This window comes from Streptomyces sp. A1136 (assembly GCF_004795055.1).
In the GTDB taxonomy this organism is placed as follows: Bacteria; Actinomycetota; Actinomycetes; order Streptomycetales; family Streptomycetaceae; genus Streptomyces.
The window spans coordinates 1-21,377 of sequence record NZ_SSBJ01000036.1 but is presented as its reverse complement, the minus strand read 5'-3'; the positions used below and the strand labels follow the sequence as shown (position 1 = coordinate 21,377).

The window sequence follows — 21,377 nt, the reverse complement described above, 5'->3', positions numbered from 1 at the left end:
TCACGCCGTGCCGGTCACGCCGTGTTGATCATCGAGGCGGCCGCGTAGGTCAGGTACCGCCACAGCTGCGCCTCGTGCTCCGGCGCCAGCCCCAGCTCCTCCACGGCCTCCCGCATGTGTCCCAGCCACGCGTCGTGCGCGGCGGCGTCCACCCGGAACGGCGCGTGCCGCATGCGCAGGCGCGGGTGCCCGCGGTTCTCGCTGTACGTGGACGGGCCGCCCCAGTACTGCATCAAGAACAGCGCGAACCGCTCCTCGGCCGGGCCGAGATCGCCCTCCGGGTACATCGGGCGCAGCAGCGGGTCTTCGGCGACGCCCTGGTAGAAGCGGTGGACGAGCCGGCGGAAGGTGGCCTCGCCGCCCACCAGCTCGTAGAAAGTCTGCTCCTGGACCGTGCCCTGCGGATTGTCATTCACCCGACCATCGTCTCAGACACCCGGACGGAGGACGGGGGTCCTAGGACCACGCCGGCGGGTACCGGCCGGTACCCCGGCCGACGACCACCGCTCGCCTTCGCGGCGCCCCGGTCGGACAGTGGAGACATGGGAGCACACACCGCTGGACGGGATCTGCGCGAGGCCGCGCACGCCGCCCAGGTGCGCGAGCTGACCGCCGCGGGGGTCCTGCAGGATCCGGCCTGGCGGGCGGCCTTCGCCGCCGTGCCCCGGCACGTCTTCGTGCCGTACTTCTGGACCGGCCGCGGCGCCGGGCACGAGCGGCTGTGGGGCGAGGACCCGGACCCCGAGCGGCGGGCCCGCTGGCTGCGCGGGGTGTACACGGACACACCCCTCGCGACCCGGCTGCGCGACGGCGAGCTGCTGTCCTCCAGCAGCCAGCCCTCCCTGATGGCCAGGATGCTGGAGGCGCTGGCGGTGCGGGACGGCGACGACGTCCTGGAGATCGGCGCGGGCACGGGCTACAACGCGGCACTGCTCTGTCACCGGCTCGGCGACGAACACGTCACCACCGTGGACCTCGACGAGGAGATCACCGAGTCCGCCCGGGCCCACCTGGCCCGGCTCGGCTACCGGCCGACCGTGGTCACCGGCGACGGGGCGCGCGGCTGCCCGTCCCGCGCCCCCTTCGACCGGATTCTGGTGACCTGCATGCTCCCGCTGATCCCACCCGCCTGGCTCGGGCAGTGCCGCCCGGGCGCCCGCGTCCTGGCGCCCCTGTCGACGGGCCTGATCGCCCTCACCGTCCGCGACGCCGCCTTCGCCGAAGGCCGCTTCCTGCACACCCCGGCCTACTTCGTCCCCCTGCGCGGGGCCACCGCGGCCACCCCCGGCTCCGCCGCGGCGCAGGACGGGCTCCCCTACGAGTTGGTGGAGAACGAGCGCTTCCAGTTCATGCTGATCCTCAGCGGTGGCGCGCTGCACCCCCGGGAGGCGCTGGACCTCTGGCGCGGCGAAGGCCGCCCGGGTCGCGAGCGGTTCGGCGTGACGGTCACCCCGCAGGGCCAGTGGTCCTGGTTGGACGACCCCCGGGGCCCGTACGTATGGCCCCTGGGGGAAACCGCGCGGTCGGCGTCCTAGCCGCGCCGGACGGTGATGGTCGTCCAGGCGCCGACGTGGACGCGGTCGCCGTCGGCGAGGGGGACGGGGACGTACGGCTGGATCGGGTCCTCGCCGCCGTTGATGGTGGTGCCGTTGGTGGAGTTCTGGTCCACCACCGCCCAGTTGCCGTCGGGCTGCTGGACGAGGACCGCGTGCTGGTGGGAGACGCCCGGGTCCTCCGGGGGCACCGAGAGGTCGATGTCGGGGGACTCGCCCGTGGAGGCGCGACGGCGGCCGATGGTGATCTGGCCGCCGGAGAGCGGCAGGTGCTGCTCCGGGGAGTAGGCCGGCAGGTTGAGGGCCGCCGCCTCGGGGCCGCTGCGCTGCATCATCGCCATGAAGTACGAACGGTCCGGGCCGATCGTCGCGCTCCACGACCCGCCGCCGCCCTGGGACGGGAACGGCTGTTGCCGCGGTTCGTGTTGCGGCTGCGGCTGCTGCGCGGGTGCGTACTCCTGCTGCCGGTACTCCTGCGGCGCCTGCTGCTGGTACTGCGGCTGCTGCGGGGCGTACTCCTGCCGCAGCGGCTGCTGCTCGTGCGCCGGGGGCGGGAGCAGCCAGTCGTCCTCGCGCTGGAGCGGCTCGGCCGGGCGGTTGACCCGCGACGGGCGCGAGCCCTGGTAGTCGAAGTGGTCCTGGGAGAAGGTCGGCGGAGCCGGAACCGGGGGCGGGGGCACGGGCGCGTGGCCCGGGCCGCCCGGCGCCTCGGGCGAGAAGGAGGCCGGCGTCGGCGTGCGCGTCAGGAAGTTGAACCGGCACTCCTCGCAGAACGGCGCCATCGCCTCGCGGGGAGTGCGGCACTGCGGGCACAGCTCGGCCTGCGCGGTCGGCTCACCGGCCGTGGGAGGGTAGCCGTAGCCGTAGGAGGGCGCCGCGGGAGCGCTCGCAGCGGCGGCCATGCGGTGGCCGCAGACCTCGCACCAGTCGTCGGAGGCGGACTGGTGTCCGTTCGGGCAGGTCGGCATGGCGACGCTTCCCCCTTCTCCCTGCGTCATCGCGTCAGGTTCTTCTCAGGTCTTCTTCACTCGGACGGTCTGCGTCGAACGCGTTTCAAGGGTCATCTCGTCGGCATCGGCGACCTTCGCTTTCAGCCGCACAGTACCCGCCGCCGCATCCACGACATCCACCACCTTCGCCAGAAGTCTGGCGGTGTCGGCGTTCCCGGAGGCACTCGCCAGTTGCACGGCACGCCCCAGCTTGGCGGTGGCGCCGCCGACATCGCCCAGTTTGCGGGCTTCCAACCCCTCCTGGATAGCCAGTGCCAGCTCCGCCTGACCCGAGTAGTGCGCCACCTGCGGGCTGATGGCGGTGGAAGCGGCCAGGTCGTCCGTCCACACCGCCCGGACCAGGCCCTGGGCGAGCGTGGTCGGCGGCTCCCCGGGGGCCCCCGGCATCACGAGCATGGCGCGCGCCGCCAGCATCTCCTGGCCCACCGCCGCACCCGGCACCCGTACGCACACGTGGTACTCGCGGGACTCGTCCCCCCAGGAGCCCGTCGGGTAGTCGCCCGCGCGCGGCCCGGCCTCGGAGCGGCGGTCGGTGAGGTCCTGGACGGAGGGCGCGACCTGCTTGACGTACTGGATCTCCGCGCCGACCGGGGTCCACAGGCGCAGCGAGACGTCCGCCACCTCCTTGCCCATGACCTTCTCCATCATGCGGGTGAAGTCCTCGCGGAGGTGGGCCGGATCGGCCACGATGTCGGCGGTGCCGAGCAGCGCGCTCGCGATGCCCGTGACCTCCTTCACCTCCCAGTCGGTGCCGACGCCGCGCGCGTCGCAGGTGAAACGGCCGGCGCAGGCGTCGAGGGTGGCGCGCAGCGCGGCCGGTTCCTCGTGCTCGTTGCGGCCGTCGGTGAGGAGGATTCCGTGCCGGATGGTGGCGGCGGACCCGCGCAGCAGGCCGTCGGCGAGGCGCAGCCAGGTGCCGATGGCGGTTCCGCCGCCGGAGTCGAGGCCGCGCAGGGCCTCCTTGGCCTGGGCGCGGGTGGCGGGGTCGGCGGTGGCGAGCCGGCCCTGGCCGGGGTAGACCTCGCGGGCCACGTGCGTACCGGCGATCACGGCGAACGAGGTGCCGTCGCGCAGGGTGTCGATGGCGGCGGCGGTCGCCTCGCGGGCGCCGCGCATCTTGGCCGGCGGGTACTCCATCGAGCCGGAGCAGTCGACCATGATCACGACGGCGGCGCCGCCGGGAGCGAGGGCCGCCGAGCGGGTGGCGGTGGCACCGCCGGTGGAGGTGACCGTGACGATGGCGTGGACGTCGCGCCCGCCTTCGGGCAGGAACTCGTTCTGGTACACCTCCACGCTGAAGCGCGGGGCGCTCGGCTTGGCGAAGTTCGCCATCGGTGGGACTCCTAGGAAGTCGGTCGAGGGGCGGCGTCAGGCCTGCGGGCGGGGTTCCGCTTCGGGTTCCGGTTGCGCGTGGGCCACGGGCTGCGGCCCGTCGGAGGCGAAGGGGACGACCGCCACGGTGACGTTGTCGTGGCCGCCCCCGTCGAGGGCGTGACCCACCAGGACCTGCGCGCTGTGCAGGGGCCGGGACGCCGCGTCGGGCGGCAGGACCTGGGCCATCTCCCGCGCGGACTCGGCATAGTTCCAGAGGCCGTCGGTGCAGACGACGACCACGCCGGGGTGGTCCGGCTTGAAGCTGGCGGTGTGCGGTTCGAGGTCGTACGCGTCGGCGCCGAGCCATCCGGTGATGGCGTGCGCGCGGACGTCCGCGTAGGCCTCGGCCTCGCCCATCAGCCCGGCCGCGACCATCTGGGCGGCCCAGGAGTCGTCCTCGGTGAGGCGGCGCGGGAGGGCGGCGCGGTCGTCGGGGACCCAGTAGGCGCGGCTGTCGCCGACCCAGCCGATGGTGAGTACGCCACCGCTGACGACGGCGCCGACGAGGGTGCAGGCGGGGGCGTTCTGGGCGCCGGGGACCTCCGGCGCCAGGGCGTTGACGGCGGCGGCCGCGGCCAGGATCGCCTCGTGCATGGCCTCCTGGGGATGGGCGCCGCGGGGGAGGGCTTCGAGCAGTGCCTCGTTGGCGGCGCCGGCGGCGGCGGCCGAGGCCTCGTCGGGGCGGCTGGCGGAGGACACGCCGTCACAGACGATGGCCACGGTGGCGGCGGAGCCGTCGGGGAGGGCGGTGGCGGCCACGGCGAAGGAGTCCTCGTTGCGGTGGTGGCGCAGCCCCCGGTCGCTGACGGCGGCGACGCTGCCGAGCTCTTCTTCGAGGTGGTCCCGCTCCCGGGGTTGCGCGTGGCCGCAGTGCTCGCAGTACCCGTCGGTGTCGACCCGCCCGGCGCGGCAGGCGACGCACGTCTTGTCGTCGCCCTGCGGGGGGTCGTAGGCGGATTCCCGGGCCGGCCCGTCACCCAGCGCGGGCTCGTAAGCGGGCGCGTGGGCGGCCTCGTACTGGGGCTCGTGGGCGGGGTCGGAGCCTCCCGGGTCGTCGTACGCGGGCCCCTGGGCGGGCGTCGACTGCCAGGAGGCGGCCCCGCCCTGCTCGGCCGGGGCGGCGCACCAGTCGCCCGCGTCATCGACCAGCGTCGGGGCGGCGCTGGTCACACTGCCCCACCCGGGCGCGGGCACAGCCGAGCCGGAGCCGCCCGCGGGCGCTGTCGCCTCGGGGTGATCGGGGTACGGCCGGCCCATGCCGGACGCGGAGGCCTGGACCGGTTGCGCGGGGTGCTCCCCGGCCGGCCCCCGCTGCCCCGGGTCGACTCCTGGGTGGCCGCCCTCGGCGGCCTCGGGCCGGTCGGCGAGGCCGCGGAGGGGGGCGTCGTACCCGCCGGAGGCGGCCACGGTCGGCCCGTCGGGAGCGACCGCACCCCGGGGCGCCGTCCTGCCGGGGCCGGTCGGGGAGGGCCCGTTCGGCCCGGGGGAGCCGACCGGTGCCGGGTGGCCCCCCTCGCCGGGGTTCGCCCCGGCCGAGCCTTGCTCGCTCGCCGTCGCCCCGAAGGGGACGCCCCCGGCCGGGACTTCGGCCGCGAGGTGGCCGCCCCGGTTCGGGCCGGGCGCGGCCGGCGCGGCGGAGTCGTCGCGGGCGGCGGAGACCGCGTAACCGCAGACTCCGCAGAAACGGTCACCCTCTTCCAGGGGCTCCGCGCAGCTCGGGCAGCCCGACAGCCGATGCATCGACATCAATCACACCCACGTCCGGGGACGGAAACGGTTTGCCCGCTCCACCAGTTCGATCCTCTCCTCGCCCCGCTGCGCCAGCCGAGCGAGGACGCGGTACGAGCGCTCCAGGCCGAAGCGCAGCCCCCGCTCGTCCAGTTGACTGCCGAGCAGCGAGGTCCGACCGGGGTCGGCACCCCGGCTACCCGACAGTACCCAGTCCAGGGCCGAGCCCAGAACCTCCACCGAAAGCCGTTCCCGCCGCACCGAGTCAAGGCCGAACCGCCCCAGCGCCTCCACCTGGGCGGCAGCCGCCACCAGGTCGGGCAGCAGGGACTCCTCCGGGGACCGGTCGCGCAGGCGTGCCCGTACGGCCGCCACCCGGGCGGCGGTGTAGTGGATCGACACCTCCGGCACCGACTCCAGCGTCAGCACCGCCGCGTCCCGGTCACCGGCGGCCAGTTGCACCCGGGCGAGCCCGAACGCGGCGCTCACGAAGCCGGGATCGGTGATCCAGACGAGTCGGTAGTACTCGGCGGCGTTGTCCAACTGCCCGAGGATCTCCGCGCACAGGCCCAGCGCCAGCTTCGGCGCCGGTTCGCCCGGGAAGGCGTCGTACACGGCGTCGAAGGACAGCGCGGCCACCTCGTCGTCCCCGGTTGCCAGGGAGGCGATGCCGCGCGCCCACACCACCCGCCAGTCGTCGGGGTGGCGGATCTCCAGCTCGCTCAGCGCCCGCCCGGCCACGGCGAGTTCGCCGAGCTCCAGTCGGGCCCGCAGCTCCCGCAGCCGCAGTTCGGCGGAGTCGGCGGGGGCCGAGCCCAGCGCCCCGAGGAGGTCGGCGGGGGCGGCGGTGAGCAGCCCGGCCAGGAAGCCGGCGTTGGGGTCGGCCGCGTCCACGAGGGGGACGGGCAGTGCCAGTGCCGTGTCCCGGGGGTCCAGTACCGCGAGCCCGCTTCCGCCGTGCGGCTCCGGCGCCCCGGCCGGCGGTGCGGGGGCGGCCCCCGTCACCGCCCCGCCCCGCCTGGGCGCCGGCACCACCGCCGCGACGCCGCCGGCCGCGATGCCACTCGCCCCGACGCCGCTCACCGGGCCCGCGGCCACCGTGAGCGCGCGCCGACCGCCCGGCCCGATCCGGCCGGGCAGCCGCGGCCATCCCGCCCCGGCACTGACGCGCACGCCCAGTCCGGACACCTCCGTCCCCGGCTCGTCCGCGTACAACCGGGTGTCCGGCACCCGGAGCTCCGGTCCGAACAGCGTCGACAACTGGGGGTGCGGCCGGCCCGTCTGGAGCGCCACGACCTCCCGCAGCACGCCCGTCAGCTGGTCCGCCATCTCCTGCGCGGACGCGAACCTCCGCCCCGGATCGGGGTCCGTCGCCCGGACCAGCAACCGGTAGAAGGACTCGTACCGCCGGAACACCTCGATGTGTTCCGGTTCCGGCAGCGAGTCCACGAAGACGTTCGTGTAGCCCTGGAAGTCGAAGGTCAGCACCGCCAGCGTGCGCGCCACCGTGTACAGGTCCGACGCCACCGAGGGGCCCAGCTCCGCGACCTCCGGCGCCTGGTAGCCCACCGTGCCGTAGATGGCCGACTCCTCGTCGTCCATCCGCCGCACCGCGCCCATGTCGATCAGCTTCAGCTGGTCCTGCTGCTGGATCGCGTTGTCGACCTTGAAGTCGCAGTACAGGAGGTTCCTGCTGTGCAGGTGGCCGAGCGCCTCCAGTGCCTCGATGCCGTACGCGCACGCCTGCTCCACCGGCAGCGGGTCGCGCCGCCCGTCCGGCCGCCGCCGCTCGTTGGCGATCTCCTTGAGCGACTTGCCGCCGACGTACTCCATGACGATGTACCCGTCCAGCGAACCCGTCCGCTGGTCCAGGTGCTCCACGAAGTTGTAGATCCGCACGATGTTGGAGTGCTCGATCTCCGCGAGGAAGCGTCTCTCCGATATCGCCGCCTCCATCGCGTCCTGGTCCCCGGTGTCCAGCAGGCCCTTGAGCACCACCCACCGGTCGGACACCGCCTTGTCCACGGCCAGGTACACCCAGCCGAGGCCGCCGTGAGCGAGGCAGCCCGCGACTTCGTACTGGCCGCGCACCACGTCGCCGGGGTTCAGCTTGGGCACGAAGGAGTAGGGGTGCCCGCACTTGGTGCAGAACCCTTCCGTCCGGCCCGGCCGGTCGCCCCGCGCCCGCCCCACCGGTGCCCCGCAGTCCGAGCGGGAGCAGAACCGCTTGCGCTCGGGGACCTCCGGGTTCTCCAGCACCGCCGCCGAGGGGTCCGGACGCGGCACCTCCGGCACCCTGACCAGCCCGGCACCCAGTCGGCCGCGTCCCGAAGTCGAGCCGGCCGAGCCCGAACTGCGGACCGACACCGACCGGCTGGAGGCCGTACCCGGCAGGGAGCGCGACAGCCGCCCGGACACCGAGCGCCGCGACGAGGACGAGCGGGAGGAGCGGGAGGAGCGGGCCGACGACGACGAAGAGCGCCCGGAGCCCCGGGAGTCACCGTGCCGCGCGGCGCTGGTCATGCCCGTGGGCGGTGACACCAGTTCCTCGGCGCCGGCGGAGACGGCCCCGATCGGCGCCAGCCCGCAGGTGTCGCAGTAGACCTCGCCGCCCCCCATGTCCTCGTACGCCCCGGGACAGCCGGGGCGCACGCACGCGGTTCCGATCAGGCTCATCCGTCTTCCCTCTCCGCCCCGTCCGCGGCGGGGGACGTCTCCTGCGACTGCGACTGCGACTGCGACTGTGCCTGCGGCTGCGTGCGCGGTTGTGGTGCCGGCGACTCGGCCGCCGCCCACTGGTAGCGCAGTACGGCCTGCTCGGCGGCCCTCAGGTCGCAGGGCGCGCTCCACAGCATCCGCCGGGCCGTGTCGTAGCGCTCCATCAGCAGCGGGTCCTCCGCCATGCCGTGCCGGGCGACCTTCGCCCGGTAGGCGTCGAGCCGCCCGCGCAGCTCCGCCCGTACCGCGAGTGGCGCCGTCACCGCGGTCAAGGACTCCCGGGCACGCCGTAGTTCGTCCTCGGCCCGGTCCTCCAGGGAGTCCAGCAGCGGGGACAGCCGGTGCCACTGGGCCTGACGGCGGTACTCGGCCGCAGCCGCGAGCTGCTCCTGCAAGGCCGTCGGCGGACCGCTGACCGCCGGCACCTCCGAAGCGGCGATCTTCGCCAGCACCTCGACGCGGGCCGTCCGGGCCTCCGCGAGGGTCCGGTCGGCCCGCGAGAGCACGTCCCGTACGCCGATCAGCCGCTGTTCGGCGTCCTGCCGTACCGCGAGGACCGCCTCGATCTCGCGACGTACGTCGTCCAGCGCGCGCGCCGCCCGGTCGTAGCGGGCGGTGTCCGGCCGGCCGCCCCCCGGGGCGGAACTCCCCGCCACCGCCACCCAGAACGCCAACGGGTCCGCGATCACCTGCTCCCGCAACTGCGCCAGCTCGGCGGTGATGTCCTCCAGGTCGTCCCCGGAAGGGTGCTCCCCGGGACGGACGCCCACCGAGCGCGCCAGCGAACGCGTCCGGTGCAGCTCGGCGGCGAGCAGGTCGATCCGCGCGGGCAGCGCCGACCAGACCGCGTCCGCGGCGACCACCACGTCCAGGGAGCTCGCGTACAGCTCGTTCATCCGCACCACCAGCTCGGCGAGCGAGAACCGCTCCGCGAGCCCGGCGCCCTCGGCCCCGGCGCCGGCGATCACCACACCGGGCCCGCGCAGCCGGTCCGTCAGCTCGACGAGGTCCTCGCGGCTCGGCCAGCGCCGACGCTCACGGATCTGCCGGGCGGCGGCCAGCGCGCCGCTGTAGGCGTCGAAGTACGTCCAGAGCCGGGTGATCGCGGCGTCGGCGGCCGTCCACCGTTCCTTGGTGACCCCGGTCAGTCCCGCGCCCTCCAGCAACCGCCGCCCGGCGTGGTCCTGGAGCGCGAGCAGGGAGGTCTCCACGGCCTCGTGCTCCGCGCCCAGGCGGGCAAGCGCGCGGTCGACCTCGTCCCGGTCCATCACTGCCGATCCCGTCTGCGGACGGCCCATCCGGCTCTCCCCGCTCTCCCCGCTCACGTACGGTCCGGGTACCGATCCCGAACCCGATGCCGATCCCGACGCCGATCCGCCCACGGCCTCAGCCGTCCCGGTACTTGGGCGCGGGCGGTGCGGTGATGTTCGGCAGCACGGCCGCCAGGTGGGTGCGGTAGGCCTGCATCCAGGGGCTGTCGTTGCCGCCCGCGCGGTAGTCCTCCAGCACCTTGTTGACGCGGCGCACCAGGTCGCTCGCGTCCTTGTTCATCGCGACCCCGTAGAACTCCCGGGTGAACGGCGAGCCGACCAACTGCACGGACGGGTCCTGCGCCGCCTGGCCCGCCGCGAGGGCGTTGTCGGTGATGATGCCGTCGACCTCGCCCAACTGGAGCCGGACCAGGCAGTCCAGCTGGTTGGCCACGGAGACGGGGACCGCGCCGTACGGCTGGGACTTCAGGGCCGCCTCCGCGGTGGAGCCCGTGGCGGTGCAGATCCTGCGGCCGTTCAGCGACGTGTCGTACCCGGTGATCGGGGAACCCTTGGGCGCCAGGACCTGCTGGCCGGCCTCGAAGTACGCGGTGGAGAAGGCGACGTCCTCCAGCCGCTTGCAGTTGATCGTCATGGCCCGCACCACGATGTCGACGCGGTTCTCCTTGAGCGCGGGGATGCGCTGACTGGTCGGGATCGCCCGGTAGATGACGGCGTTCTCATCGCCCAGGATGTCTTTCGCGATGGCCTTGACGAGCGCGATGTCGAAACCGTCGAGGTGGCCGTCCGGCTTGCGGTAGCCCCACTTGAAGCTGTTCTGGTCGACGCCCGCGACGAGCTTGCCCGCCTTGCGGATGCGTTCGACGGTCGGCCCGTCCACCCCGGAGGGACGCAGGCCGGCCTCCGGGTCCTGGCAGGTGTCGGCGGGGACCGCCGGGGCCAGCGCCATCGTGGCGGGCGGGCGGATCGCGCCGGGACGGACGGTGTCCGGCGCCGCCTGGGCCAACGGCAGCAGCACGGCCGCCGCGGTCAGCGCGCAGGCCGCCGCCATCGCGGCGACGCCGCCCCAGCCGCGCAGCCGGCCCGCGGACCGCCGCGCCGCGGGGTCCCCGGTGCGACCGGCCTCGGCGTCGGGCCTCCCGTCGGAGCCGTACCCCTGGTGCCGTCCCGCGCGTATCCGCATCGATCTCACCTGTACTCCGAAAGCCTGCGACCGATGCCGAGCAGTGCCGCCGCCGCGCCGACGACCGCCAGGGCCGCCGAGCCCGTCACCAGACCGCCCAGCGCCCCGAGTCCGCCCCGGGCCGCCTGAGTGAACTGCTTCTGCTCGTGGGTCACGGCCTGCTCCAGTGACGCGTCCACCGTGTCGAACGAGGCCCCGCTGCTGTCCTTGTGGTCCTTGTCGCCGATGACCTGCGGCAGCGCCAGCTCGTAATCGCCGCGCAGGTCGGTCTCCCGGGCCGCCGCGTGCCGCTGCTTCCACTGCGCCACGCCGGCGATGGCCTGCTGGACGGGCCGGCGGCCACTGCCGTCGTCGGCCAGCCGCAGCGCCGTCGCCAGTCCCGCGTCCAGCTCCTTCATGTTCTTCGTGAACTCCACGTCGTACTTGTCGGACGTCTTGTCCTCGGCCAGTACGGCGCCGCGCGCGATCAGTGTCAGGTTCTCCCCGGCCCGCGCCTGGAGCGAGGCGATCCGAGCGTCGTTCAGCACCTTCAGCGACTCCTGCCCGCCCGAGCGGGCCTCACTCAGGTCCGAACGCGCCAGAGTCTGCCCGACGGTCAGCCACAGCAGCACGACCACCGCGGCGGCCGTCGCCGCGACCAGACCGTGATTGAAGACGCGATTGGTCCGAAGGTAGTTGCGCCGCTGCGCCCACACCAGGGCGCCGAGCGCCAGCAGGCCGGTGACCGTCGCGGCCGGCGGCCAGGAGCGGGCGTCGTCGTAGTCCTTGTAGAGCCGTCCGGTCTCCGCCTCGTAGAGCCGCTGCGCGGCCGGCAACAGCACCGTGCTCATCTGCTCGTTGGCGTAGCGCAGGTACGCGCCACCGAGCGGCAGGCCCTGCCGGTTGGTGGCCCTCGCCTGCTCGATCAGGCCCGTGTAGCGCGGCAACCGCTCCCCGAGGAGCGCGATCTCCTTGCGGGAGTCACCGCCGGCGTCGGTGTTGGCGGCCGCGTTCACCAGCAGTCGGGAGGCGTTCGCGATGTCCTTCTCGTACCGCTCGCGGACCTCGCGGGGCTCCTGGGCACCCGCGAGGAAACCGCTGGAGGAGGCCGTGTCGGCGTCCGCGAGGGAGCGGTAGATGCTCGCCGCGTCGGCGCTCAGCGGCTGGCTGTGGTCCACCACGTCCTCGGCGGCGCTCACCCGGTCGGAGACCTCCCACACCGCCGCCGTACCGAACAACAGCACCAAGGCGGCGAGGACCGCCCCGATGATGCGCAGCCGGCCCGGTTCGGTGGTCGCGGCGGCGCGCAGCCGCTCGACGCCCTCGGCCCAGGCGGTGCCCCGCCCGGGCGGGGCCGGTTCGGGCGCGGGCGGTCCGGCGGACGGCGTCGTGGAGACACCGCCGCCGTGCGCGGGCGCGCGTGATGTGATGGCCACCGTGACCTCCCCCTCGGTCGTGCTTTTCCCCCCGGCTGCCGGGCGGGACCGCCCCCGGCTGTCACCGGGGGAGTGCCCGTCGCAGCAGTATGGCCGCATCGGCGGTCAACCACAGCACCCGGTACCGGATCTTGGACGATCCTTCCCCCGGTCCGGCGCCGCGGTCGCTTCCTTCTCCCCTTCACCGTCAATACGTCCGCACGCCCGCCACGGTTCCAGACCGGCCGCCCCCGCGGGCAGGTTCACCCGAAATGGGCACGGAGTTTGCCGTACGCCTCGGGCGAAACGCCCACCGCGTCGAGCCCCGCCAGCCCCGCGCCCAGCACCGGCGGGGCGGCCACCACCGACACCCGTGCCCGCGGCGCCACTTCCGCCAGCCCCGCCGCGATCGCCCCGTTCAGCTGTGCGTGCCCGGCGGCGAGCACCCCGCCGCCCAACAGGACGGGCACGTCCTCGCCCAGCAGCCCGAGCCGCCGCAGCGCCACCGACGCCATGGCCACCACCTCCCCGGCCTGCCGCTCCACGATCGCCGACGCCACCGGATCGCCGGCCGCGGCCACCGCGAACAACAGGGGCACCAGCTCGTGCGTGCGCTCGTACGCCACCGAGCCCAGGTGCAGTGCCTCGATCAAGGCGGCCATCGAGGCGAAGCCGAAGTGACCGGGCACCGCCGACGCCAGCTCCGTCGGGCCGCCGCGCCCGTCCTCGGCCCGGGCCGCCCACCACAGGGCCTCCCCGGCCAGGCCGGAACCGCCGCCCCAGTCGCCCGAGATCCGCCCGAGCGCCGGGAACCGCGCCGTCCGCCCGTCGGGAGCCACCCCCACGCAATTGATCCCGGCCCCGCACACCACGGCGACGCCGTACGGTGTCCCGGTGTCCGCCAATCCGGCCCGCAGGACGGCGAAGGTGTCGTTGCGCACCTCGGTCGTCCCACCCCAGCCGCGGGCGCCGATCGCGTCCGCGAGCCGGCTCTCCTCCACCGGCAGGTCGGCGTTGGCCAGGCAGGCCGACACGTGCGCCGCGTACGGGCCGCCGGGGGGCGCCCCGGGCGGCCCGGCGGCCCGGGCCGCCTCGGCGACGGCCCGCCCGAGTACGTCCACGGCGGCCTCGACCCCGCTGCGCGGCGGCTGGAAGCCCCCGGACCGGCCGGTGCCGAGCACGGTGCCGTCCGCGCCGATCAACGCCGCGTCCGTCTTGCTGTTCCCGGCGTCGACGGCGAGCACGGCGGCGGGGAACGGGGTGGCGCGCGCCTCGGCCCCCCGGTTCAGGCCCATGCCAGGTGCTCCTTGTTGTGCGCGAGCAGCCGGTCCGTCAGCCCGTCGGCGAGATCGAACTGCCCGACCAGCGGGTGCGCCAGCAGCGCCCGGAACACCCGTTCGCGGCCCCCGCGCAGCGCGGCGTCCAGGGCGAGTTCCTCGTAGGCGCTCACGTGCGAGATCAACCCGGCGTACAGGGGGTCCAGCCGGGGGACGGCCAGCGGCACCGGACCCGAGCCGCCGGTGTCCCGCACGCGGGCCTGCACCTCGATGACGGCGTCGTCGGGGAGGAACGGCAGGGTCCCGGCGTTGCGGGTGTTGACCACCTGGACCGGGGAGGCGCCGGAGCCGTCGCCCAGCAGGGCCGCCGCCAGGTCCACGGCCGCCTCCGAGTAGAAGGCACCGCCCCGCCCGGCCAGCAGGGCGGGCTTCTCGTCCAGCGCGGGGTCCGCGTACAGGGCGAGCAGCTCGCGCTCCATGGCGGCGACTTCGGCGGCCCGCGCCGGTTTCCCGCCGAGCTCCCGGACCACCTCGTCGTGCGCGTAGAAGTAGCGCAGGTAGTACGACGGCACCACGCCGAGCCGGTCCAGCACCGCCCGCGGCAGCCTGAGGTCGTCGGCGACGGCCCCGCCGTGCGCCGCGAGCAGTCCGGGCAGCAGGTCCGCGCCGTCGGGGCCGCCCTCGCGCACGCCCAGCTCCCATGTCAGGTGGTTGAGGCCGACGTGGTCGAGGTGGATCCCGGACGGGGCCACTTCCAGCAGGGCCGCGAACTTCCGCTGGAGGCCGATGGCGACGTTGCACAGCCCGACCGCCTTGTGTCCGGCCGCCAGCAGCGCCCGGGTGACGATCCCGACGGGGTTGGTGAAGTCGATGATCCAGGCGTCGGGGCTCACCCGGCGGACCCGTTCGGCGATGTCCAGGACGACCGGGACCGTGCGCAGGGCCTTGGCGAGCCCGCCCGCCCCGGTGGTCTCCTGGCCGACGCAGCCGCACTCCAGCGGCCACGTCTCGTCCTGGAGCCGGGCGGCCTGCCCGCCGATCCGCAACTGGAGGAGGACGGCGTCGGCGCCGGCGACGCCCGCGTCCAGATCGGCGGTCGTGGTGATCTTGCCGGGGTGGTCCTGCCTGGCGAAGATCCGCCGGGCCAGGCCGCCGACCAGCTCCAGCCGCTCGGCGGCCGGATCGATCAGCACCAGCTCGCCGACGGGCAGGGTGTCGCGCAGCCGCGCGAAACCGTCGATCAGCTCGGGGGTGTAGGTGGAACCGCCGCCCACCACTGCGAGTTTCATCGTCGCTAGCCTTTCACTCCGGTCAGGGTGACTCCCTCGACGAACGCCTTCTGGGCGAAGAAGAAGAGGACGATCACGGGCGCCATGACCAGCACGGTCGCCGCCATGGTCAGGTTCCAGTTGGTGTGGTGCGCCCCTTTGAAGGACTCAAGCCCGTAACTGAGCGTCCAGGCTGCCGGGTTGTCCGAGGCGTAGATCTGCGGGCCGAAGTAGTCGTTCCAGGCGTAGAAGAACTGGAACAGCGCGACGGCGGCGATCCCGGGCCTGGCCATCGGCAGCACGACCCGCAGGAGGGTGCGGACTTCGCCGCAGCCGTCGACGCGGGCCGCGTCCAGGTACTCGCCGGGGATGGTCAGGAGGAACTGGCGGAGCAGGAAGATGGAGAACGAGTCGCCGAACGCCATGGGGACGATCAGCGGCCACAGCGTCCCGGACAGGTCCAGTTGCTTGGCCCAGAACAGGTACATGGGGATGACCACGACCTGCGGCGGCAGCAGCATCATCGCGATCACCAGCAGCAGCGACAGCCGTCGCCCGCGGAAGCGGAACCTGGCGAGCGCGTAGGCGACGGGCACCGAGGAGACCACGGTCAGCAGTGTGCCGAGTCCGGCGTACAGCAGCGTGTTGCGCCACCAGGTCAGGAAACCGGGGGTGTGCCACACCCTGGCGTAGTTGCCCCACTGCCAGGTGTGCGGCCACAGGTCGCGGGTCAGCGCCTGCCGGTCGTCCATCAGGGAGGTCAGGAAGAGGAAGACGAAGGGCAGGACGAAGAACAGGGCGACGGCCACCCCCAGGCTGTGCACGGCCACCCAGCGCACAAGGCCCCCGCGGCCGCGCCGGCGCGGTGAGCCCGTCCCGGAGGCCGCCGGCGGGCGCGCGGTCCGCGCGCCCGCGGCGCCCGACGCCGTCGTGGTCACGGTCATGTCAGTCACCTGATCCGATCAGTCCGCCTCGGCGCCGCATCAGCAGCGCGGTGAAGGCCATGGAGAGGGCGAAGAGGACGAGGGCGACCGCGCACGCGGTGCCGTAGTCGAAGCGCTGGAAGCCCAGGTTGTAGACGACCTGCGGCAGGGTCAGCGTGGACTTGTCCGGATAGCCCGGCTCGAACTGCTCGCCCGAGCCGCCGATCACCCCGGCCGCCACCTTCCCGGCGACCAGGGGCTGCGTGTAGTACTGCATGGCCTGGATGACCCCGGTGACCACCGCGAACAGGATGATCGGGGAGATGTTCGGGAGGGTGATGTGCCGCAGCCGCGCCCAGGCCCCGGCCCCGTCCAGCTCGGCGGCCTCGTACTGCTCCTTGGGTACGTCCAGCAGCGCGGCCATGAAGATGACCATCAGGTCGCCCACCCCCCACACCGCGAGCACGGTCAGCGCCGGCTTGGACCAGTCGGCGTCCGTGAACCAGCCGGGCGAACGCAGCCCCACGCCCTCCAGCAGCACCCCGACCGGTCCCGTGCCCGGATTGAGCAGGAATACGAACGCCAGCGTCGCGGCCACCGGAGGGGCCAGGTAGGGCAGGTAGAAGAGGGTCCGGAAGAGGCCGGGCGCCGTCTTGATCCTCGTGATGAGCAGCCCGGTGCCCAGACCGAAGACGACCCGGCAGCCGACCATCACCACGACCAGCCACAGCGTGTTGCGCATCGCCGGCCAGAACAGCGGATAGTCGGTGAACAGGTACGTCCAGTTGTGCAGGCCGTTGAAGACGGGCGGACGGAAGCCGTCGTACCTGGTGAAGGAGAAATACACGGTGGACAGCAGCGGGTAGGCGAAGAAGAGGCCGAACCCGATCAGCCAGGGTGACATGAAGGCGGCGGTGCGCAGCGCCGAACGGCGCCGCTTCGCCCGCGCGGTGTACGGGGCGGTCATCGCGGCTACTCGGCTTTCGCGATGTCGGTGTCGATCTGCCGGGCGGTGCGGGCGAGCCCGGCCGGTATGTCGGCCACGTCGCCCTTCTCGACCCCGTAGGCGAAGTCCTCGAAGGTCAGCTGGTAGGTGCCGCCGTCCGCTTGGGCCGGCGTGGTGGCGGACTTCGGGTGCCGGGCGATGTCGATGAACGTCTTGAACTCCGGGGTGACCTGGAGCCGCGGCGATGCCAGCGCCTCCAGCGTGGAGGGGACGTTGTGGATGGCGTTGGCGAAGGCCACCACCGCGTCGGTGTCGGTGGTCATGTACTTCACCAGCTCCCAGGCGGCGTTCTGCTTGCGGCTCGCCGAGGAGATGCCCATGATCGTGCCGGAGACGTAGCCCTTGCCGTAGTCGGCCACCTGCGCGTCCGGCACGGGCAGCGGGGCCGTGCCGATCTCGAACGCGACGCCGGCCTCCTTGGCCATCGCGGGCCGCCACTCGCCGTCGATCTGCATGGCGACCTTGCCGGTGTGGAAGGGGTGTTCGGCGCTCCACTCGTCGCCGAAGGTGGTGCGGAACCTCTCCAGCTTCTCGTAGCCGCCGAGCTTTCCGACGAGGTCCTTCTGCGCGGCCAGCATGTCCGCGAAGGCGGGGTCTTTCGCCAGGTTCGACTTGCCCTGGGCGTCGAAGTAGGTCCCGCCCCACTGGGCGGCCAGCCGGGTCGGTTTCGTCTCGTAGCCGTGGAAGGTGGGCATCACCCCGAGCCGGTCGTAGGAGTCACCGCGCGCCACCGTGAGCTTCTGGGCGTCTTCGGTGAACTGGCTCCACGTCTTGGGCGGTTCGGTGATCCCGGCCTCCGCGAAGGCGGTCTTGTTGTAGACGAGGCCGTAGGCGTCGCTCAGCAGCGGCAGGGTGCACTGGTCGCCGTGGAACTGCGTGTACTCCAGCAGCGTCCCGGGGAACACCTTCGCCTTGTCGACGCCGGACTTCTTCAAGAAGGGGTTGAGGTCGGCGAAAGCGCCGGAGTTGCAGAACTTGCCGACGCTGTCGGTGGTGAAGGAGGAGACCACGTCGGGGGCCTTGTCGCCGCCCGCGCGCAACGCCTGGTTGATCTTGTCGTCGGTCATGTTGGCGGTGATCCGGACCGTGATGTTCGGGTGGGCCTTCTCGAACCGGGCGATGTTCTCCTCGATCGCCTTGACCTCTCCGGGCGCGGACCAGCCGTGCCAGAAGGTGAGCGTGACCGGCGCCTTCGGGTCGTCGTGGGCGAAGGCGCCGCTCTGGCCCGTACAGGCCGTGGCGAGGGCGGCCGTGGCCGCGAGGAGGGCGAGGGCGGTGGTCGGTCGTCCGGATCTGGGCATGGCGGGGCTCGCTCTCTGGGTGAGGAACTTCCGTGGGGGGTGCCGTGGACGGTGCGGGCGTGGGGTCCGGGGAGGTGGGGGGCGGGCAGGTGACGGCTCGGGGAAGTGGGGGCGTGCGGGATCGCGTCCGGTGGTCAGCGTCGGCGGGAGGTGTCGAAGACCTCGTCGCGGGTGGTGATCAGGGCGCTCTCCAGCGCGCCGCGCAGGACGGGCCGTTCGCGAACCTCGCCGGGGACCAGGCGCGGCCGGGAAGGCGCCAGTTCGGCGAGCTCGGACTCCAGCAGCGCGCGCAGGGGTTCGCCGCCCGCGCCGATCGCGGCCCCGGACAGCACCACGATCTCGGGGTCGAGTACGGAGACCAGGGAGGCCAGACCGGTCGCCAGGACGGTGGCGTACGACTGGAGGAAGCGCAGGTGCGGCCCCTCGGGCCGGGCGGCGGCCCGCTCAAGCAGCGCGACCCCGACGGCGACCTGCGAGCCGGCGAGCCCGTCCGGGCCCAGCACCGCGTCCGGGGCCCCGCTCCCGTCGGGGTCCTCGATCCCCAGTTCCCGGGCCAGGCGGGGGAGCACCTGCACGCCCGCCAGCTCCTGGTAGCCGCCGGTGTTGGCGCGGGTGACCTGCCGGACGAGCGGGTGGCCGGGCACGGGCAGGAAGCCGACCTCGCCCGCGCCGCCGGTCCACCCCCGGTGCAGCCGGCCACCCAGCACGAGCGCGGCGCCCAGCCCCTCCTCGTTCCACAGCAGGACGAAGTCCTCGTGGCCGCGCGCCGCGCCGAGCCGCTGCTCGGCGATCGCGGCGAGGTTCACGTCGTTCTCGTACTCGACCGGCATCGGCAGGGCCGCCGCCAGCTCGTCGAGGAGGGTGGGGGAGTGCCAGCCGGGCAGGTGGCTTGCGTAGCGGAGCCGGCCGGTCTGCGGGTCGAAGGCGCCCGGCGTGGCGATGACCAGCCGGTGCACGTCCGAATGCCGCAGTCGGGCGTCCTTGACCGCCTCGTCGAGCGCCTCGGTGACCTGCCGGACGGCGTCGCTGCCTTCGGCGTAGGGGAGTTCGAAGCCGCCGACCACCTCACCGGTGATGTCCGCGACGGCCGCGGTGACCCGTTCGGGCGTCACGTCGAGTCCGGCCACGTGGGCGGCGCGGGTGTTGAGGGCGTAGAGCTGGGCGTTGGGGCCGGGCCGGCCGCCGTCGGTGCCAGTGGCGACGACCAGTCCGCAGGCCTCCAGCCGGGCCAGGAGCTGGGAGGCGGTGGGCTTGGACAGCCCGGTCAGGTGCCCGATCCGGGTCCGGGACAGCGGCCCGTGCGTCAGCAGGAGCTCCAGCGCGGCGCGATCGTTCATGGCGCGCAGCAGGCTGGGCGTTCCGGGGGTGGCGGCGGGCATGGGGCTGGTCTCTCCCTCACCGAAGCGAACTGTTAGGTAAGTTTCCTATTGCTCTCCGAGTCGTGTCAATGCCGCTGCCCCGCAGGGTGGGACCTGCGGGGCAGCGGATGGGGACGAGGGGCTACTTGGTGATGCGGGGGTTGCCCTGAGCCGTTTGGGGCGGTATCGGGTTGGTCGCCAGGGACTGGACGGAGGAGGGGTTGGCGAGCGCCGAAGGCGGCGCGACGGCGGCCGCCGGGTCGGCGGCGGTCTCCTCGGCGTCGTCGGGGGCCGGCGGACCGCCGATGATGCCGATGCCTGCGGCGTCGAAGGCCTCCTTGATCCGCCAACGCAGCTCCCGCTCCACCGCGAACTGCTTGCCGGGCATCGTCTTGGCCGACACCTTCACCGTCATCGAGGCCAGCAGCACCTCGTCCAGACCCAGCACTTCGACCGGACCCCACAGCCGCTCGTCCCATGGCGACTCCTTCGCCATGGCGTCCGCGACCTGTTGGACCACCTCACGCAGGCGCGAGAGGCTCTCCGTCGGCTTGACCTGGATGTCGACGGCCGCCGTGGCCCAGCCCTGACTGAGGTTGCCGATGCGCTTGATCTCGCCGTTGCGCACGTACCAGATCTCGCCGTTGTCCCCGCGCAGCTTCGTCACGCGCAGCCCGACCTCGACGACCTCGCCCGAGGCCACCCCGGCGTCGATCTTGTCGCCGACGCCGTACTGGTCCTCAAGGATCATGAAGACGCCGGACAGGAAGTCCGTCACGAGGTTCCGGGCACCGAAACCGATCGCCACACCGGCCACACCCGCACTCGCCAGCAGCGGCGCCAGGTCGATCCGGAGCTGCGCGAGCACCATCAACACGGCCGTGCCGAGGATCAGGAACGACGCCACGGAGCGCAGCACCGAGCCGATCGCCTCGGAGCGCTGGCGTCGCCGCTCCGCGTTGACGAGCAGCCCGCCCAGCGCCGTCCCCTCGACGGCCTCCGCGCCCCGGTTCATCCGGCTGATCAGCTTCGTCAGCGACTTGCGGATGACGGAGCGCATGGCGAAGGCGATGATCAGGATCAGCAGGATCCGCAGGCCCATCGCCAGCCAATCGGCCCAGTTCTTCTCGATGAAGTCCGCTGCGTTCGTCACGCTCTCGGTTGCGTCGTCGGTTGTCGCTGCCAGCGGTAGCAGAGTGGCGGGCGAGGGCACGGCGGGGAACCTCCAGGCATAGCGGTCCGCCCGAAAGGGAAATACGGGCGACCCGACCACACTAACGGGGGAGCCGCCCGGACCCCGTTGCCACGTTGGGGGGAGAGACCGGACTCACGTGGGGACGGAGCGGGTGTGGCGGAAAACACCTCCGACCCGTTACGAGCGCGTGGTGGCGCTTCGACCAGCCGTAAGGGGAGACTGGAGAGCAGATCGTCCCGGCGCGAGCCACGCGCCGCCGGCGTACAAGGAGGCAGTCCGTGCCGCACGTCCTGGTCCTCAACGCGTCGTACGAGCCCCTCGGCGTCGTACCGCTCCGCCGCGCGCTCGTCCTCGTCCTGGAGAACAAAGCGGTCTCCCTGGAGGAATCCGGCGCCTTTCTGCACAGCGCGACCAGAGCCGTCCCCGCGCCCAGCGTGGTCAGGCTCAAGCGCTTCGTGCGGGTCCCCTACCGGGGGCCCGTTCCACTCACCCGTCGCGCGCTCTTCGCCCGTGACGGCGGCCGCTGCATGTACTGCGGGGCCGTCGCGACGAGCGTCGACCACGTCGTCCCGCGCAGCCGGGGCGGCCAGCACGCCTGGGACAACGTGGTCGCCGCCTGCCGGCGCTGCAACCACGTCAAGGCCGACCGGCACCTGCTGGAACTCGGTTGGCGGCTGCGCCACCAGCCGGCCCCGCCGTCCGGCCTGGCCTGGCGCATCATCGGAACGGGCCACCGCGATCCCCGCTGGATGCCGTACCTGGAGCCGTACGGGGCGGAGGCCGCGCTGGACCGGATCGGGGTGGCGGCGTCATAGGCG

The 21,377-nt window shown here is 73.4% G+C and carries 17 protein-coding genes; 2 read left to right on the top strand and 15 right to left on the bottom strand.

From position 1 onward, the window contains the following. Positions 1–14 precede the first annotated feature (14 nt). Positions 15–416, bottom strand: coding sequence for a globin (locus E6R62_RS28905; protein ID WP_136216437.1), 402 nt, complete (start codon positions 414–416; stop codon positions 15–17). Positions 417–542: 126 nt separating this feature from the next. Between E6R62_RS28905 and E6R62_RS28900 the strand changes: the two genes are divergently transcribed. Beyond that, positions 543–1,535 (top strand): methyltransferase domain-containing protein, encoded by a 993-nt coding sequence (locus E6R62_RS28900; RefSeq protein WP_136216436.1) that lies wholly within the window; start codon positions 543–545, stop codon positions 1,533–1,535. On the opposite strand, the gene E6R62_RS28895 is transcribed toward E6R62_RS28900, so the two are convergent. The 14 genes from E6R62_RS28895 to E6R62_RS28830 all read right to left on the bottom strand — a co-directional run bounded on the left by E6R62_RS28895 (position 1,532) and on the right by E6R62_RS28830 (position 20,577). Further along, positions 1,532–2,521: an FHA domain-containing protein gene (locus E6R62_RS28895; protein WP_136216471.1), complete on the bottom strand. Its 990-nt coding sequence runs from the start codon at positions 2,519–2,521 to the stop codon at positions 1,532–1,534. The two genes, E6R62_RS28900 and E6R62_RS28895, sit on opposite strands and share 4 nt — an antisense overlap. A gap of 45 nt (positions 2,522–2,566) precedes the next feature. Continuing rightward, a complete protein-coding gene (locus E6R62_RS28890) occupies positions 2,567–3,895 on the bottom strand; it encodes a VWA domain-containing protein (RefSeq protein ID WP_136216435.1) in 1,329 nt (442 codons plus the stop codon). A 36-nt stretch (positions 3,896–3,931) separates the two neighbouring features. Continuing rightward, positions 3,932–5,683: a protein phosphatase 2C domain-containing protein gene (locus tag E6R62_RS28885; RefSeq protein WP_136216434.1), complete on the bottom strand. Its 1,752-nt coding sequence runs from the start codon at positions 5,681–5,683 to the stop codon at positions 3,932–3,934. A gap of 3 nt (positions 5,684–5,686) precedes the next feature. Further along, positions 5,687–8,341, bottom strand: a complete 2,655-nt coding sequence (locus tag E6R62_RS28880) for a serine/threonine-protein kinase (RefSeq protein WP_136216433.1) — start codon at positions 8,339–8,341, stop codon at positions 5,687–5,689. Continuing rightward, on the bottom strand, positions 8,338–9,681 hold the full coding sequence (locus E6R62_RS28875; protein ID WP_240801967.1) for a hypothetical protein: 1,344 nt from the start codon (positions 9,679–9,681) through the stop codon (positions 8,338–8,340). Before E6R62_RS28875 ends, E6R62_RS28880 begins: the two co-directional genes overlap by 4 nt. Positions 9,682–9,769: 88 nt before the next feature. Continuing rightward, positions 9,770–10,705 (bottom strand): glutamate ABC transporter substrate-binding protein, encoded by a 936-nt coding sequence (locus E6R62_RS28870; protein ID WP_240801975.1) that lies wholly within the window; start codon positions 10,703–10,705, stop codon positions 9,770–9,772. A 137-nt stretch (positions 10,706–10,842) separates the two neighbouring features. Next, complete coding sequence (locus E6R62_RS28865) at positions 10,843–12,252, bottom strand: hypothetical protein (protein ID WP_136216431.1); 1,410 nt, start codon at positions 12,250–12,252, stop codon at positions 10,843–10,845. A 242-nt stretch (positions 12,253–12,494) separates the two neighbouring features. After that, a complete protein-coding gene (locus E6R62_RS28860; RefSeq protein WP_136216430.1) occupies positions 12,495–13,526 on the bottom strand; it encodes an N-acetylglucosamine kinase in 1,032 nt (343 codons plus the stop codon). Beyond that, positions 13,517–14,797: a 6-phospho-beta-glucosidase gene (locus tag E6R62_RS28855; protein WP_136216429.1), complete on the bottom strand. Its 1,281-nt coding sequence runs from the start codon at positions 14,795–14,797 to the stop codon at positions 13,517–13,519. The genes E6R62_RS28860 and E6R62_RS28855 overlap by 10 nt, the downstream gene beginning before the upstream one ends. 5 nt (positions 14,798–14,802) lie before the next feature. Further along, the gene (locus tag E6R62_RS28850) at positions 14,803–15,720 is read right to left on the bottom strand and encodes a carbohydrate ABC transporter permease (protein WP_136216428.1); all 918 of its coding nucleotides are present in this window, start codon (positions 15,718–15,720) and stop codon (positions 14,803–14,805) included. A 1-nt stretch (position 15,721) separates the two neighbouring features. Further along, a complete protein-coding gene (locus E6R62_RS28845) occupies positions 15,722–16,666 on the bottom strand; it encodes a carbohydrate ABC transporter permease (protein WP_136216427.1) in 945 nt (314 codons plus the stop codon). Positions 16,667–16,671: 5 nt separating this feature from the next. Beyond that, positions 16,672–18,006 carry an ABC transporter substrate-binding protein gene (locus E6R62_RS28840; protein ID WP_136216426.1) on the bottom strand — a complete coding sequence of 445 codons (1,335 nt, stop codon included), beginning with the start codon at positions 18,004–18,006 and terminating at the stop codon, positions 16,672–16,674. A gap of 134 nt (positions 18,007–18,140) precedes the next feature. Then, a complete protein-coding gene (locus E6R62_RS28835) occupies positions 18,141–19,385 on the bottom strand; it encodes an ROK family transcriptional regulator (RefSeq protein WP_136216425.1) in 1,245 nt (414 codons plus the stop codon). Positions 19,386–19,506: 121 nt separating this feature from the next. Further along, positions 19,507–20,577, bottom strand: coding sequence for a mechanosensitive ion channel family protein (locus E6R62_RS28830; protein ID WP_136216424.1), 1,071 nt, complete (start codon positions 20,575–20,577; stop codon positions 19,507–19,509). Positions 20,578–20,837: 260 nt separating this feature from the next. On the opposite strand from E6R62_RS28830, the gene E6R62_RS28825 reads away from it, so the two are divergent. Beyond that, entirely contained in the window at positions 20,838–21,374 is a 537-nt protein-coding gene (locus E6R62_RS28825) for an HNH endonuclease (protein ID WP_136216423.1), read from the top strand. The last annotated feature ends 3 nt before the right edge of the window (positions 21,375–21,377 follow it).

What these genes read in the sequence shown, in the direction of transcription:
- E6R62_RS28900 (WP_136216436.1), top strand. Translation starts at nt 543, where the DNA reads ATGGGAGCACACACCGCTGGACGGGATCTGCGCGAGGCCGCGCACGCC.
- E6R62_RS28895 (WP_136216471.1), bottom strand. Translation starts at nt 2,521, where the DNA reads ATGCCGACCTGCCCGAACGGACACCAGTCCGCCTCCGACGACTGGTGC.
- E6R62_RS28890 (WP_136216435.1), bottom strand. Translation starts at nt 3,895, where the DNA reads ATGGCGAACTTCGCCAAGCCGAGCGCCCCGCGCTTCAGCGTGGAGGTG.
- E6R62_RS28885 (WP_136216434.1), bottom strand. Translation starts at nt 5,683, where the DNA reads ATGTCGATGCATCGGCTGTCGGGCTGCCCGAGCTGCGCGGAGCCCCTG.
- E6R62_RS28880 (WP_136216433.1), bottom strand. Translation starts at nt 8,341, where the DNA reads ATGAGCCTGATCGGAACCGCGTGCGTGCGCCCCGGCTGTCCCGGGGCG.
- E6R62_RS28875 (WP_240801967.1), bottom strand. Translation starts at nt 9,681, where the DNA reads ATGGGCCGTCCGCAGACGGGATCGGCAGTGATGGACCGGGACGAGGTC.
- E6R62_RS28870 (WP_240801975.1), bottom strand. Translation starts at nt 10,705, where the DNA reads ATGGCGGCGGCCTGCGCGCTGACCGCGGCGGCCGTGCTGCTGCCGTTG.
- E6R62_RS28860 (WP_136216430.1), bottom strand. Translation starts at nt 13,526, where the DNA reads ATGGGCCTGAACCGGGGGGCCGAGGCGCGCGCCACCCCGTTCCCCGCC.
- E6R62_RS28855 (WP_136216429.1), bottom strand. Translation starts at nt 14,797, where the DNA reads ATGAAACTCGCAGTGGTGGGCGGCGGTTCCACCTACACCCCCGAGCTG.
- E6R62_RS28850 (WP_136216428.1), bottom strand. Translation starts at nt 15,720, where the DNA reads ATGACCGTGACCACGACGGCGTCGGGCGCCGCGGGCGCGCGGACCGCG.
- E6R62_RS28845 (WP_136216427.1), bottom strand. Translation starts at nt 16,666, where the DNA reads ATGACCGCCCCGTACACCGCGCGGGCGAAGCGGCGCCGTTCGGCGCTG.
- E6R62_RS28840 (WP_136216426.1), bottom strand. Translation starts at nt 18,006, where the DNA reads ATGCCCAGATCCGGACGACCGACCACCGCCCTCGCCCTCCTCGCGGCC.
- E6R62_RS28835 (WP_136216425.1), bottom strand. Translation starts at nt 19,385, where the DNA reads ATGCCCGCCGCCACCCCCGGAACGCCCAGCCTGCTGCGCGCCATGAAC.